The 14,570-nt window shown below is 71.0% G+C and carries 11 protein-coding genes; 6 read left to right on the plus strand and 5 right to left on the minus strand.

The annotated features are described in order from the left end of the window. Positions 1 to 120 precede the first annotated feature (120 nt). Complete coding sequence (locus tag B3S45_RS07925; RefSeq protein ID WP_286718762.1) at positions 121 to 1,461, minus strand: D-alanyl-D-alanine carboxypeptidase family protein; 1,341 nt, start codon at positions 1,459 to 1,461, stop codon at positions 121 to 123. Positions 1,462 to 1,701: 240 nt separating this feature from the next. On the opposite strand from B3S45_RS07925, the gene B3S45_RS07930 reads away from it, so the two are divergent. Next, the gene (locus B3S45_RS07930; protein WP_071043949.1) at positions 1,702 to 2,268 is read left to right on the plus strand and encodes a hypothetical protein; all 567 of its coding nucleotides are present in this window, start codon (positions 1,702 to 1,704) and stop codon (positions 2,266 to 2,268) included. On the opposite strand, the gene B3S45_RS07935 is transcribed toward B3S45_RS07930, so the two are convergent. Further along, on the minus strand, positions 2,269 to 4,326 hold the full coding sequence (locus B3S45_RS07935) for an NAD(+) synthase (RefSeq protein ID WP_286718767.1): 2,058 nt from the start codon (positions 4,324 to 4,326) through the stop codon (positions 2,269 to 2,271). A 69-nt stretch (positions 4,327 to 4,395) separates the two neighbouring features. Between B3S45_RS07935 and B3S45_RS07940 the strand changes: the two genes are divergently transcribed. Continuing rightward, positions 4,396 to 7,992 carry a TM0106 family RecB-like putative nuclease gene (locus tag B3S45_RS07940; RefSeq protein ID WP_286718769.1) on the plus strand — a complete coding sequence of 1,199 codons (3,597 nt, stop codon included), beginning with the start codon at positions 4,396 to 4,398 and terminating at the stop codon, positions 7,990 to 7,992. A 166-nt stretch (positions 7,993 to 8,158) separates the two neighbouring features. Here the strand turns inward: B3S45_RS07940 and upp are convergent, their stop codons facing one another. Beyond that, positions 8,159 to 8,791 carry a uracil phosphoribosyltransferase gene (gene upp, locus B3S45_RS07945; RefSeq protein WP_071043947.1) on the minus strand — a complete coding sequence of 211 codons (633 nt, stop codon included), beginning with the start codon at positions 8,789 to 8,791 and terminating at the stop codon, positions 8,159 to 8,161. 46 nt (positions 8,792 to 8,837) lie between these two features. Between upp and B3S45_RS07950 the strand changes: the two genes are divergently transcribed. Beyond that, complete coding sequence (locus B3S45_RS07950; protein ID WP_349675988.1) at positions 8,838 to 9,308, plus strand: nucleoside deaminase; 471 nt, start codon at positions 8,838 to 8,840, stop codon at positions 9,306 to 9,308. A 126-nt stretch (positions 9,309 to 9,434) separates the two neighbouring features. Here B3S45_RS07950 and B3S45_RS07955 read toward each other — a convergent pair whose 3' ends face one another. After that, on the minus strand, positions 9,435 to 10,361 hold the full coding sequence (locus tag B3S45_RS07955; RefSeq protein WP_286718772.1) for an LLM class F420-dependent oxidoreductase: 927 nt from the start codon (positions 10,359 to 10,361) through the stop codon (positions 9,435 to 9,437). 23 nt (positions 10,362 to 10,384) lie between these two features. Further along, entirely contained in the window at positions 10,385 to 11,497 is a 1,113-nt protein-coding gene (locus tag B3S45_RS07960; protein ID WP_286718775.1) for an alpha/beta fold hydrolase, read from the minus strand. A 112-nt stretch (positions 11,498 to 11,609) separates the two neighbouring features. Between B3S45_RS07960 and proC the strand changes: the two genes are divergently transcribed. Genes proC through B3S45_RS07975 form a run of 3 tightly spaced genes read left to right on the plus strand, consistent with a single transcriptional unit; the run spans position 11,610 to position 14,569 of the window. Next, positions 11,610 to 12,455 (plus strand): pyrroline-5-carboxylate reductase, encoded by an 846-nt coding sequence (gene proC / locus B3S45_RS07965; protein WP_286718778.1) that lies wholly within the window; start codon positions 11,610 to 11,612, stop codon positions 12,453 to 12,455. A 43-nt stretch (positions 12,456 to 12,498) separates the two neighbouring features. Continuing rightward, the gene (locus tag B3S45_RS07970) at positions 12,499 to 13,878 is read left to right on the plus strand and encodes a TrkH family potassium uptake protein (RefSeq protein WP_071043943.1); all 1,380 of its coding nucleotides are present in this window, start codon (positions 12,499 to 12,501) and stop codon (positions 13,876 to 13,878) included. Further along, a complete protein-coding gene (locus B3S45_RS07975; protein ID WP_286718782.1) occupies positions 13,871 to 14,569 on the plus strand; it encodes a potassium channel family protein in 699 nt (232 codons plus the stop codon). Before B3S45_RS07970 ends, B3S45_RS07975 begins: the two co-directional genes overlap by 8 nt. Position 14,570: the final 1 nt, after the last annotated feature.

Raw genomic sequence — 14,570 nt, forward strand, 5'->3', positions numbered from 1 at the left:
GCCCTGCCGGACCCCACCGCCCCTGCCGGGCGCGCGCACGTGCGGAGGAGATCGCGCGCGGAGAGGAGGCTTCGGCCGGTGCGATCCTCTGGGGGCGGGATCTCCTCTCGAGGTGCCGGGTCAGCCGAGCTGATCGGGATGTGTCAGGCGCCACCACGCGGTGGGTTCGGGGATGTGGCCCGCCACGACGACGTCGGAGGTGGCGGTCTCGGGTCCGGCGGTCCACGTGATCGTGCCGACCACGGCGCCGTCGCGGTAGACCTCCGGTGCGCGCGTGTCGACGGTCACCTCGACCGGGGTGTCCGACCACGTGCGCAGCGCGGCGTCGCGCGCCACGACCGCCTGAGCGGACTCGCCCCACGGCGTCGTGATCGTGCCGACGACGTCGCCGGCGTCGGCGAGGGCGACGTCGTGGAACCCCGCCCGGATGCTGGCGAGCGTGCGCAGCGCGACGTCGTTCGTCGCCTCTCGCGTCTGGCTGCCCACGACCGCTCCGGTGACGGCGAGCGGCTCACCGAGTCCGACGTCGAGCGATGCCGTGTACAGCAGGGTGAAGGTGCCGTTGCCGAGGTTGCCGGTCTTCAGACCCGTGATGCCGTCGACGCCGAGCAGCTCGTTGGTGTTGCGCATCGGACCGGTCGCGGGGAGCGTGAGCGAGGGCGTCGCCGCGAGCTCCGCGATCGTGGGGTCTGCCGCGGCCAGCGCGCCCAAGCGCAGCAGGTCGGCGGTGGTGCTGACGTTCCCCGGATCGAGACCGGTGGGATCGACGATCCTCGTCGAGGTGAGTCCGTTCGCCTCGAGCCAGGCGCGCGCCGCGCCGAGGAACGCGGACTGCGAGCCGTAGGCCCACGTCGACACCGCATGCGCGTAGTTGCTCGCCGACGGGATGAGCATCGTCGCGATGGCGTCTCGCAGCGTCATGGTGCTGCCCGCGGGCATGGCCGCGATCGTCGCACCCCGCACGTAGTAGGCGTCGTAGAGAGCGTGGTCGGCGGCGCCGAAGGTGAGCGTGGGGCCGGCATCCCCCTCGCCCAGGGGATGGGCGTCGAGCACGACGAGAGCGGTGATGAGCTTGGTGATGCTCGCGATCGGCACGGCATCCGTGGTGCCGCTCGCAGCATGAAGTCCGTCCGCGCCGAGATATTCCGGCGCGCCCGACACCGTCACCGCCGACGCCCCCTGTGACGGTTCCGCGACCGCGACCGGCTCGGATGCGGCGACGGCCCGATCCTGCAGCTGTGCCGTCGGTGCCGGGAGCGGAGCGCTGAGCGCCCACGCCGCGTATCCGCCCGCCGACAGCGCACCGAGGGCGATCACGAGCACCATCGCGAGCAGGATGCGACCGAGAACCCTCCGGGTGCGCCCGCGATCGGCCGCGGTGTCGGCGGACACCGTCCCGGATCCCGCCATCAGATCCGCGAAGTCCGACAGCGCATCCGTCGAATCGCGATGCGTCGTCATCCCGCCCCCATCGGTCGTCCGCCACTCGCCCTCCCATCATGCACGCCCGCCACCAGAACCGCACGCGGGCGTCCGGATCGCGTCGATTCGGTTGCCGCCGGATGTCGTCACGCCGCCCGATGGCGACACCCGGCGACAGGTGAAGGCAACGCGACGGGTGAAGGCACCCCGTCAGGTCACGAAACGCAGACGATCGTCGCGTGTCACGCGCTCGCAACGATCCACGACATATCGTGAAGCATGGAGCACACAGCCGACAGGGGAACGGTCGTCGCGGTCGTCGGCGACGCGGCGGAGGATGCGATCGAGACGCTCGACGGGATCCGAGGGGTCGAGATCCTGACGCTGCGGGGGAGCGAGCCGGCCCTCGCCGCCCGCCGCATCGGAGCCACGCGCACCCCGTGGATCGTGCACGACGCCGATCCGCTGGAGCACGTCGCCGCGGCGTGGGTGGAGCTGTACGAGGAGCGATCCACCCTCGGCGCCCTCGAGCTGGAGGTCGAGACCGCGCTCGCCCACTTCGCCGCGGCGGAGGCGGTGATGCCCGACTACTACATCGTGCTCGATCCCGAGGACGTCGACACCACGTGGCGCCACTGGTGGTGCGGCGCGCTCGGGCACCACGCCCCGCGCCGGGTGATCCCCGCCGCCCGTCCGGTGTCGGCCGGAGACGACGGACTGCGGCGGATGCTGACGGCGCTGCCGACCTCGCCGCCCTGGCCGGATCCGTCGGCGTGGCTGCCGCACATCCCGTTCGAGATCCCCGACCGCGTGGGCCTGCGGGATCGCACCGACTCGGCGGCGTGATCAGCTCGGCGGAAGCGCCGCATCGAGTTCGGCGAGCCACACGCGCGCGTTGCCGTCCGACGGCGCCCGCCAGTCCCCGCGCGGGGAGAGCGAGCCGGCAGGGGAGACCTTCGGTCCGTTGGGGATCGCCGAGCGCTTGAACTGCGCGAACGAGAAGTAGCGGGTGAGGAACACCCGCATCCACCGGGCGATCTCGTCGAGCGTGAAGGCGTAGCGTTCGTCGTGGGGGAATCCGGGCGGCCACGCGCCGGCCTCGGCGTCGCCCCACGCGTGCGCCGCGACGAACGCGATCTTCGACGGACGCATCCCGAACCGCAGCACGTGGAACAGGGTGAAATCGTGCAGGGCATACGGCCCGATGCGGTCCTCGGTGGACTGGATGTTGCCGTCGGCGTCGGCCGGAACGAGCTCGGGACTGATCTCGGTGTCCAGCACACCCTGCAGGATGGCCGCGGCCGCGTCGTCGACGCCTTCGCGGTGGGAGATCACCCAGCGGATCACGTGCTGGATGAGGGTCTTCGGCACACCGGCGTTCACCGCGTAGTGGCTCATGTGATCGCCGACGCCGTAGGTGGCCCAGCCGAGGGCGAGCTCGGACATGTCGGAGGTTCCCACGACGAAGCCGCCGTTGCGGTTGGCCAGGCGGAAGAGGTAATCGGTGCGCAGCCCCGCCTGCACGTTCTCGAAGGTGATGTCGTGCACCGGCTCTCCCGCCGCGAACGGGTGCCCCAGCTTCTCCAGCATCTCCGACGCTGCGCCCCGGATGTCGATCGTCTCGATCGACGCGCCGATCGCCCGGGACAGGGCGATCGCGTTGGACTTGGTGCGCTCGCTCGTCGCGAAGCCCGGCATCGTGTAGGTGAGGATGTCCGAGCGGGGCCGACCGAGCAGGTCCATCGCGCGCGCGATGACCAGCAGCGCGTGGGTCGAGTCGATGCCGCCGGAGACGCCGAGCACGGGCTTGGGGTTCCCGATCGCCCGCATCCGCTGCACCAGACCGGACACCTGGATGTTGAACGCCTCGTAGCAGTCCTGCGCCAGCCGTGCCGGGTCATCGGGCACGAACGGGAAGCGGTCGACCGGCCGCGCGAGGCCGGTCGGCGACGCCGGGGGCGCGAGGTCGAACTCGACGGTGCGGAAGACGGTGTCGGCGGCGTGGGTTCGGCGGTTGTCGTCGAATGTTCCCTGTCGCTGGCGGTCCTGTCGCAGGCGGTCGAGATCGATGTCGGCGACGGAGCGGCGCGGCCCGTCGGGGAAGCGCTCGGTCTCGGCGAGGAGGTTGCCGGCCTCGTAGATCATCGTCTGGCCGTCCCAGGACACGTCGTTGGTCGACTCGCCCGCGCCGGCGGCGGCATAGACGTACGCTCCGAGGCAGCGCAGCGACTGCGACCGGCACAGCTCGTGACGGTCCTCGGCGCGCGCGATCGTGATGGGGCTTCCCGAGAGGTTCACCATCACCGTCGCGCCCGCCAGCGCCGCGCGGGAAGAGGGTGGGATCGGCACCCAGACGTCTTCGCACACTTCGGCGTGCACGACGAGGTCGGGCACGTCACGGGCGCGGAACAGCAGGTCGGGCCCGAAGGGCACGTCGGCGCCGGCGACGCGGATGACGCCACCGGCCTGGTCGTCGCCGGGCGCGTACCAGCGGCGCTCGTAGAACTCGCGATAGGTCGGCAGGAAGGACTTCGGAGCGACGCCCAGCACGCGACCGCGGTGGATGACGACGGCGCAGTTGTACAGGCGGTTCCGGTGGCGGAGCGGAGCTCCGACGACGAGCACCGGCAGGAGATCGGCGGTCTCGGCGGCGAGGTGCTCGATCGCGCCGTCGACCGCGTCGAGCACCGCATCCTGGAGCACGAGGTCATCGATCGCGTAGCCGGTCAGTCCGAGCTCGGGGAAGACCGCGACGGCGGTGTGGTCGTCGTGGCACGCGCGTGCGGCGTCGAGGATCGCCTCGGCGTTTGTCGCCGGATCGGCGATCGCGACGGGCACGGTGCACGCCGCGACGCGCGCGAACCCGTGGCGGTAGGCGCTGTCGAACGGGAGAGGAGTGCTCACCCGCCCAGTCTGGCAGGTGACGCCGTGTCGGCGGTCCTCGCTACTGTCGGAGACGACCAAGAGGAGAGCATGCGCTACATACCTGACCAGGGCCGGATCGTCTGGAGCGCCAGCGATCTGAAGGCGGCCGCGGAATGCGAGTTCGCGTGGCTGCGGGCGATCGACGCCAAGCTCGGCCGCGTCGCCGTGGTCGAAGACCCCGAAGACCTCACCCTGGAGCGGGCCGGTCGCCTCGGTGACGCGCACGAGCAGCGTGTGCTCGAGCGGTACCGCGAGGAGTACGGTGCTGGCGTGTGGGAGATCGACGCCACCGAATCGCGCGACGCCGACGGACTGCAGCGAGCCGTCGCCGCCACGGCGGCAGCCCTCGCCTCCGATGCCGACATCGTCTACCAGGCGGCCTTCTCGACCGACGAGTTCGTCGGGTTCGCCGACTTCCTCGCGCGCGACGAACAGGGGCGCTGGCTGGTGCAGGATTCCAAGCTCGCGCGTCGCGCGCGGGTGACCGCCCTCATGCAATTGGCGGCATATGTCGCGCAGCTCGACCGGCTCGGCGTCCCCAGCTCGGACCGCGTCGAGCTGCTCCTGGGCGACGGCACCGTCAGTACGCACGCCGTCGACGACCTGCTGCCCGTGTTCGAGCTGCGCGCCGCGCGCCTGCGCGCCCTGGTCGCCGATCGCGATCTCGCCGCCGGCGCCGACGGCGCACCGGTCGCCTGGGGCGACCCGCGAGGCGACCTCGATGTCGTCGCGTGCGGTCGCTGCGCGACGTGTGAGCTCGAGGTGGTCGCCTCGCGGGATCTGCTGCTCGTGGCCGGCATGCGACCGGTGCAGCGTCAGCGGCTGCGGTCGGCCGGCATCCTCACCATCGACGATCTCGCCGCGACGCCGGCCGGCCCCGCCGGAATGAATCCCGACACGTTCTCGATGCTTCGCGTGCAGGCGCGACTGCAGCTGGAGAGCCCCGCCGGCATCGAGATGTCGCGACCGCAGGTGCCGACCTACCGCGTGGTCGCCCCGAAGGCGCTCGGGGCGCTGCCCCGGCCGAACGCGGGCGACATCTTCTTCGACTTCGAAGGCGACCCGCTGTACACCGAGGCGCCGCGCGACGGGCGCGCCGAGTGGGGCATCGACTATCTCTTCGGCTGGGTGGATCTGGGAGAGCGCTACACCGCGCTCTGGGCGCACTCGTTCGCCGAGGAGAAGGTGGCGCTGGAGACATTCCTCGACATCGTGCGGATGCGTCGGCAGCAGCATCCGGGCATGCACATCTATCACTACGCGCCGTACGAGCCGACTCATCTCCTGGCGATGGCCGCTCGACACGGCGTGCGGGAGGGCGAGGTCGACCAGCTGCTGCGGGACGGCGTCTTCGTCGACCTCTATCCCGTCGTGCGGCGCGCTCTGCGGGTCGGATCGCGCTCGTACTCCATCAAGAAGCTCGAACCGCTCTACATGGGCGATGAGATCCGCACCAGCGACGTGCAGAAGGGCGACGACTCGATCGTCCGCTACGTCGAGGCGAGGTCGCTGCACGACCGCGGCGAGGAGGCGGCCGCGCGCGTGGTGTTCGATGATCTCGCCGACTACAACCGCTACGACTGCGTATCGACCCTGCGGCTGCGCGACTGGCTGGTGGACCGTGCGCGCGAGGCGGCCCTGCGCCCCACCCCCGACGCCGATCCGGCCGAGAACACCTACCGCCCGTCTCACCGCGCCACGACGCTGGCCGAGATGGCCGCGTCGCATCCCGTCGATTCGGTGCCGGCGCGGTCGTTGCGGTTGGGGGCCGCGGCGATCGACTACTACCCTCGCGAGGCGAAGACCTTCTGGGCGACGCACTACCTGCGGCTGCGGGAGCCGGTGTCACTGTGGGAGGACAGCCGCGACGTGGTCGTGATCGATGCGGCCCGCTGCCGCGTCGTCGAGGACTGGCATCGGCCGGAGGGGGCGCGCACGGACCGACGCGTCCTCGAGATCCGCGGCGAGCTGGCCCCGGGCACACGGCTCAGCGAAGGATCCTCGCCGTTCGCCCTCTACGACCTGCCCGCCCCCTACCCGTTCGATGCGGCTCCGCGCTGGATCCACGCGGACCACCGGGTGAGCATCGTGGAGGTGCTCGACGACGGCGTGATCGTCTCGGAGAGCGCGGTCCAGGGGTTCACCTGGTCCGAGCTTCCGGTCGCGCTCACGCCGGCTTCGCCGCCGCCCGCGGCCAACCAGCAGGTCGCGATCGACGCCTGGGCCGATGCCGTCATCGCCGCGGCGCCGCAGCTTCCGGAGGAGCCCGCGACGGACATCCTGTGCCGTCGGCCGCCGCGCACCCGCTCCGGCGCCCTCGCGGTCTCCGACGGCGACGACGTAGACGCCATCGTGCGCAGCGTGCTCGACCTCGACCGCAGCTACCTCGCCGTTCAGGGCCCGCCGGGAACCGGGAAGACCTACGTCGGATCGCGCGTGGTGGCGCGGCTCGTCGCCGAGCACGGTTACACCGTGGGCGTTGTGGCGCAGTCGCACGCCGTGGTAGAGAACATGCTCGATCGCGTTATCGCCGCGGGCGTCCCGGCGGCACAGGTCGGAAAGGCGCCGAAGGATGCCGCGGTCACGCCGTCGTTCACCGCGCTCGCCAAGAACGGCATCGCCGAATTCACCGCGGCGCACGCCGATACGGGGTACGTCATCGGCGGAACCGCGTGGGATTTCGCCCACGAGGGCCGTGTGCCCCGGGGGAGCCTCGACCTGCTCGTCATCGACGAGGCCGGGCAGTTCTCGCTGGCCTCCACGATCGCGGTGTCACGGGCAGCCTCGCGGTTGCTGCTGCTCGGCGACCCTCAGCAGCTGCCCCAGGTGAGTCAGGGCACGCATCCGGAGCCGGTCGACACGTCCGCGCTCGGGTGGGTGATCGACGGCGCAGACGTCATCCCGGCGGAGTACGGCTACTTCCTCGCGCGCACGTGGCGGATGCACCCCGACGTGGCGGCATCGGTGTCGACGCTGTCCTACGGCGGGGCGCTGCGCGCGCACCCGTCGACCGCGCGGCGAACACTGGAGGGCATCGCTCCCGGGCTTCACGCGCATCCCGTGCGGCACCGCGGGAATGCCACGTGGTCGCCCGAAGAAGCCGCGGTCGTCGCCGGCATCGTCACCGACCTCATCGGTCGATCGTGGCAGCCGGTGCGCACCGATGCATCCGGTCGGTCCGTCTCGGAGCCTGCGCGTCCCTTGAGCGCCGCCGACGTCATCGTCGTCACGCCGTACAACGCGCAGCAGGTCGCGGTCGAAGAGGCGCTCGAGGCCGCCGGTCACGGCGACGTGCGCGTCGGCACGGTCGACCGGTTCCAAGGCCAGGAGGCGGCGGTCGCGATCGTCTCCCTCGCCGCGTCGGCCGGGCGCGACGCCCCGCGGGGGCTCGAGTTCCTGCTGCTGCGCAACCGCCTCAACGTGGCGGTCTCGCGTGCGATGCACGCCGCGTTCGTGGTGTATTCACCCGGGCTGCTCGACGACCTGCCCCGCACGCCGGAGGGCGTGGCGCGCCTCAGCGCGTTCGCGCGACTGGTGGGCGCCGACCCGGATGCGTCGTTCGGCGCCGGGCCGGGCGGCGACGCGCAGATAGGGTCCGCCGTCGGCGATGTCAACCCCGTTCAGGTCGCCTCGGCCCGATCGTAGATTGGCGAAGCGCCTCAGGGCGCGGCGGCACCCGTTCGGCGAGGGGCGGGTGCCGCTCCCTCGGGCTCCGGTCGTCAGCCCTGGTTCATGCCCGGTCGTCAGCGCATCGCTGTCAGCGCGTCGCCGGCTGTCAGCGCGTCGCGGGTCGTCAGCGCGCCGCTCGCTGTCAGACCGTTCCGTAGAGGCGATCTCCGGCGTCGCCGAGACCGGGCACGATGTAGCCCTTCTCGTTGAGCCGCTCGTCGAGGGCCCCGAGGACCAGGGTCACGTCGCGGTCGCCGACCTGCGCCGTGATGGCCTCGACGCCCTCCGGGGCGGCGAGGAGGCAGATCGCGGTGACATCCTGCGCGCCGCGGGCGAACAGGAAGTCGATCGCGGCGCCGAGCGAACCGCCGGTGGCGAGCATCGGGTCGAGCACGAAGCACTGACGATCGCTGAGGTCGTCGGGAAGGCGCTCGGCGTAGGTCTGCGGCTCGAGGGTCTCCTCGTTGCGCACCATGCCCAGGAAGCCCACCTCGGCGGTGGGCACGAGCTTGGTCATGCCCTCGAGCATCCCGAGCCCCGCACGCAGGATCGGCACCACGAGCGGCCGCGGTTCACTGATCTTCACGCCCATCGTCTCGGTGACCGGCGTCGTGATGCGAATCGGCGAGACGCGCACGTTCCGGGTCGCCTCGTACGCCAACAGCGTCACCAGCTCCTCGGTGAGCTGACGGAACACCGGCGACGACGTCTCGCGGTTGCGCAGCACGGTGAGCTTGTGGGTGATGAGCGGATGGTCGGCGACATGCAAGCGCATGAGTCCCAGGGTATTCCACTCGCTCGCCCCGCCCTACGCTGGGGGCGTGAGCCTGCCCCCGTCCGCTTCCGACGCCGCCGCGATGGAGCGCGCACTGGACCTCGCGTCGGGGGCGCTGGATGCGGGCGAGGTGCCGGTCGGCGCCCTCGTGCTCGATGCGACCGGTGACGTGATCGGGCAGGGTCGCAATCTCCGCGAAGCCGGCCACGATCCGACCGCCCACGCCGAGATCGTCGCGATGCGGCAGGCCGCGGCATCCCTCGAGACGTGGAACCTCGCCGGCTGCACGCTCGTGGTCACCCTCGAACCGTGTCTGATGTGCGCGGGTGCACTCCTGCAGGCGCACGTCTCCCGCGTCGTGTTCGGCGCATGGGACGACAAGGCCGGGGCCGTCGGATCGATGTACGACGTGGTGCGCGATCGCCGCCTGCCCGTTCGCGCGGAGGTCGTCGCGGGAGTTCGCGCCGCCGAGGCCGCCGCGCTGCTGCGCACGTTCTTCGACGCGCGCCGCGCCTGACCCGCGCCGAGAAACACCTCCGCGCACGAGACATCGCGCGATGCGTGGTTTCTCGCGGCGGAAGTGGTTTCTCGCGGCTCGTGCCGGCTCGGGCCGGCCGGACCGGGGCCGGACGGGTCGGGAGTGTCAGCGCGGAAGGAGCGGGAGCACCTCGCTGCCGAGGTATTCCAGGTGGTCCAGGTCGCCGAGATCGAACAGCTGGAAGTAGATGCGCTCGGCTCCCAGCTCCACCAGACGGTGCACCTTCTCGGCGATGACGGATGCGTCGCCCATGAAGTGGCTGTCGGGGGAGATGTCGGCGACGTCACGACCGAGGGCCGCCGCGTGTCGTCGCACATCGGCGGGCGTGCCGGCCAGCGTCGTCAGCGCGACCGAGCGCTTGAGCGAGGCCGGATCGCGGTCGATCCGCTCGCACGCGGCGGAGACCGTGGCGAACTTGTCGGCGACGGTCGGTTCGTCGACGAACCCGATGTTGTACTCCGTGGCGAAGCGCGCGGCGATCGCGGGCGTGCGTCGGGGGCCGCCCCCGCCGACGATCACCGGCAGGGGGGATTGGACCGGCTTCGGAAGCGCCGGCGCATCCTCGAGGCGATAGTGCGCTCCCTCGTGGCTGAAGGTCTCGCCGTCCGGCGTGGTCCACAGCCCCGTGACAACCTCGAGCTGCTCCTCGAGCAGGGCGAACCGCTTGTCGGGGAAGGGGATGCCGTAGGCGCGGTGCTCCCGCTCGAACCATCCGGTTCCCAGGCCCAGCTCGGCGCGTCCGTTCGACATGGCATCGACCTGCGCCACCTGGATCGCGAGCACGCCGGGGTAGCGATAGGTCACCGAGGACACCAGGGTTCCGAGGCGGATGTCGGTCGTCTCGCGTGCGAGGCCGGCCAGCGTCGTCCACGCGTCGGTGGGACCGGGACGGGGATCACCGTCTCCCATGCGCAGGTAGTGGTCGCTGCGGAAGAAGGCGTCGAAGCCGTGGCGCTCGGCCGCGAGCGCGATGGCGAGCTGGTCGTCGTAGCTGTAGCCCTGCTGGGGCTCGGTGAAGATGCAGTACTCCATGAGCCCCAGTCTGGCAGGGCTGTTCAGTCGGCCGAGCGGATGATGATCGCCTCCGTCGGCGGGGAAGGATCGGCCGGTGTGCCGACGTAGCCGATCGCGGTCAGCAGCGCGCGCCGGAATTCGATCGGGCTCTCCAGGTGCGGGGAGTGTCCGACCCCCTCGAGGTGCAGTTCGTTGACGATGCCGCCGGCCTGCGCGTAGGCGCCCAGCACATCCCGGGTCTGCGAGACCATCTCCTGGGCCGGCGCGACGTCGGCTCCGGGCCAGTCGGGGACGACCCCCGCTGCGCCGAGGTGATTGAGATCGAAGAACGACGCGTCGGAGACGATCGCGTCCATGTCGCCGTGCACCCACAGGATCGGCGGCTTCTCGGCGATGTCGACGATGCCCGACACGTCGAAGTGCTTCGGCGCCATCGTGTTGAGCACCCCGAGGTCGCCGGCCCCGAAGCCCGGCCAGTGGGGGCTCGCGACGGCATCTCCGGGGTAGTTGCCCGTCGCGGTGGAGGTGGACAGCATCGACGCGACCCACACGTCCTCGTGCTCGGATGCGTACCCGGCGGCGACGTAGCCGGAGCGGAAGACGTTCCGCGGCGAGGTCGGCGCCTCGTCGCTGGCGTCGCCGGAGGTCAGCCGCTCGACGAAGTCGGGATTGGCGCCGCCTGCGCCGCAGCCGGCATCGTCGTCGGTCAGTCGCGAGCCGTCGCGGCGCGTGCCGCCGAAGCCGTACGGCGAGACCGGGGCCTGCAGCGTGAGGCTGAGCGCGCCGTGGTCGATCGCGTACTGCATGACCACACCCCCGCCCATCGACCAGCCGACGAGATGGGCGGTCGGGATCTCCAAGGCCTCCAGCGTCGCGTGCAGGTCGTCGCTGAAGTCCCGCACGCCCCGGGTCGCATCGACGGGCAGGCTCTCGGTCCCGCCGAAGCCGCGCAGGTCGACGGCGATCACGCGCAGCTCAGCGGGAAGATCCAGCATCGTCTCCTGCCAGAAGAGCGACGACGAGACGTTGCCGTGCACGAACACGACCGTGTGCTCCGGCGGTCTCGCGGCGTCGTCCCCCTTGCGCTCGAGCACGTTGACGGTCAGGCGCGGCGTCTCGACGAGGCGAGACGTGATGCCGTCGAAGAGGGTCATTGGGGGTCCTCCGTGGGTCGTCGTGGGGCGTCACCGTCCCACGATCCTCGACTATATCCGGGCACTCCACGCTGCATCGAGGGACTTTTCAGACGGCTCGTAGGATGGCCACATGATCGACGTCGCCGCCCCCCTTCCCGCCATCGCCATCCTCGGAGCCGGGTCGATGGGAGGGGCCATCCTGCACGGGCTGGTGTCGTCGGGACTCGCTCACGGTGGTGTGACGGTGACCAACCGCACGGCCGCGAAGGCGGATGCGTTCGCCGGGCTGGGCGGCGTGCGCAGCATTGCCCTCGAGCGCGATGCCGACGGCAACGCCGCGGCGGTCGCGGGGGCGGACGTGGTGCTCGTGGGCGTCAAGCCCGCCATGGTCCCCGACCTGCTGCGCGAGATCGCGCCCCACCTGCGCCCCGGCACCGTCCTCGTCAGCCTTGCCGCCGGTGTCACGGTCGCCACGTTCGAGTCGATCGTGCCCGCGTCGGTCGCGGTGGTGCGCTCGATGCCGAACACCCCCTCGCTCGTCGGGCGGGGCGTGACCGGGATCGCGCCCGGAACGCACGCCTCCGACGAGCATGTCGCCCTCGTGCGGCGGCTGTTCGAGACCGTCGGCCGTGTCATCGAGGTTCCGGAGGACAAGATCGACGCCCTCTCGACGATCTCCGGATCCGGCCCCGCCTACGTCTTCCTCCTGATGGAGGAACTGACGCGCGCTGCCGAAGGGAAGGGCTTCGACCGTGCCGATGCGCGGCTCATGGCCGAGCAGACCTTCATCGGGGCCGCGGCGCTGCTGGAGGCATCCGACGACGAACCCGCCGAGCTGCGGCGTCGCGTCACGAGCCCGAAGGGCACGACCGAGCGCGCCATCGCCGTGCTGCAGGATGCGCATCTGGGCGCCGTCTTCGTCGAGGCGACCGACGCGGCACTCGCCCGCGCGAAGGAGCTCGCCGCCGGCGCCTGAGATCCGGATCGCGCCGGTCTTGCGCTCCGGCCGGATCGGCGTAATGTTTCCGCTCGTGACATCACGCGTCGCTGCGTCGGACACGCGGCCGCGCCGATCGTTCCGACTGAGCCCGGCACAGACCATCGTCGCCGGCTTCGGCCTCGCCGACCTCGTCGGCACCGGCCTGCTCATGCTTCCCGCCGCCACTCGCGACGGCGAGGGGGCGTCGTTCGTCCACGCCCTGTTCACCTCGACGTCGGCGGTCTGCGTGACAGGGCTGGTCGTCGTCGACACGGAGACATACTGGACGCCGCTCGGCCACCTCGTGATCCTGGCGCTCATCCAGATCGGCGGCATCGGGATCATGGTGTTCGCCTCGCTCGTGGGTGTGCTGCTGGCCCGCAGGCTCAGCGTGCGGTCGCGCGTGCTGGCCGCGACCGAGGCGAAGGCGCTCTCGCTCGACGACGTGCGCGGGGTCGTGCGGAGGATCGTCGTGACCTCGCTGCTGATCGAGGCGGCGCTGTTCCTGGTGCTCTTCCCGTCGTTCGCGCTCCGCTACGGTCACGGCTGGGCCGAGGGTGCGTGGTACGCCCTCTTCCACTCGGTCTCGGCGTTCAACAACGCCGGCTTCGCGCTGTACGCCGACAACCTCGTGCGCTTCGCGGCCGACCCGTGGGTCTGCCTGCCGATCTGTGCGGCCGTCATCCTCGGGGGGCTCGGCTTCCCTGTGCTCATGCAGCTGCGACGAGAGATCGGCCGCCCCCTGCTGTGGAGCATGAACACGCGCCTGGTGCTGTTCGGGTCCGTCATCCTCCTCGTTGGGGGAACGGTCTACATCACCGCTCTGGAGTGGACCAATCCCGCCACCCTCGGCGCGTACGACCCGGCGGCCCGCGTGCTCATCGGGTTCTTCCATTCGGTGCAGACACGTACGGCCGGGTTCAACAGCATCGACGTCGGGGCGATGCACGATGAGACCTGGCTCGGCATGGACGTGCTGATGTTCATCGGCGGGGGACCGGCCGGCACCGCCGGCGGCATCAAGATCACGACCTTCGCCGTGCTGCTGTTCATCCTCGTCGCCGAACTCCGCGGCGCCGGTGCCGTCAACATCTTCGGCAAGCGGCTCTCCCGGGCGGTGCATCGACAGGCCATCGCCGTCGTGCTCATCGCGGTGGGCGTCGTCGTCGCCTCGACGATCGCGCTCATGATCGTCACCGGCGGCTCGCTCGATCGCATGCTGTTCGAGAGCGTGTCGGCGTTCGCCACCGTGGGTCTGTCCACCGGAGTCACGGCGGACCTGCCCGAGGCGGCGGAGATCATCCTGTCGCTGCTGATGTTCGTCGGGCGGCTCGGTCCGCTCACGATCGGCACGGCACTGGCACTGCGCGAACGGCGCGTGTCGTACGAGTTCCCCAAGGAAAGGCCCGCCATTGGCTAGCTTCACCCACCTGTTCGGTGCGTCCTCGCATCGCATCGCCGAGGCGGACTCGGTGGCGGTGATCGGGCTCGGTAGGTTCGGCAGCTCCCTCGCCGTGGAGCTCATGGACGCCGGCACCGAGGTGCTCGGCATCGACAGCGACGAGGAGATCGTGCAGTCCCTCAACGGGATCCTCACGCAGGTGGTGCGAGCCGACAGCACCAAGCGGGAGGCCCTCGAGCAGCTCGCCGTTCCCGAGTTCGACCGCGTGGTCATCGCCATCGGCGACGATGTGCAGGCCTCGATCCTCACCGCGTCGCTGCTGCTGCAGATGCGGATCCCGGTGGTGTGGGCGAAGGCGGTGAGCGAGCAGCACGGGCTCATCCTGGAACAGCTCGGCGTGCATCACGTCATCTATCCGGAGAAGGACATGGGGCGGCGCGTGGCGCACCTGGTGCGCGGTGCCGCGATGGACTACCTGGAGATCGACCGCGGCTACGCCCTCGTCAAGACGAGCGTCCCCGCGCGTCTGCGCGGCACGCCGCTCGGAGCCACGAACACGCGCCAGGCGCACGGGGTCACTGTGGCGGCCTTCAAGCGAGGCCAGCAGGGATGGTCCAACGCCGACGCCGCGACGGTCCTCGACGAGGGCGACACGGTCTTGGTCGTCGGTCCCACCCGGCGCGTGGAGGAGTTCGCTCAGCTGCGCTGAG

Origin of the sequence: Microbacterium sp. UBA1612, from assembly GCF_002321605.1 — a bacterium.
Classification (GTDB): Bacteria; Actinomycetota; Actinomycetes; order Actinomycetales; family Microbacteriaceae; genus Microbacterium; species Microbacterium luteum.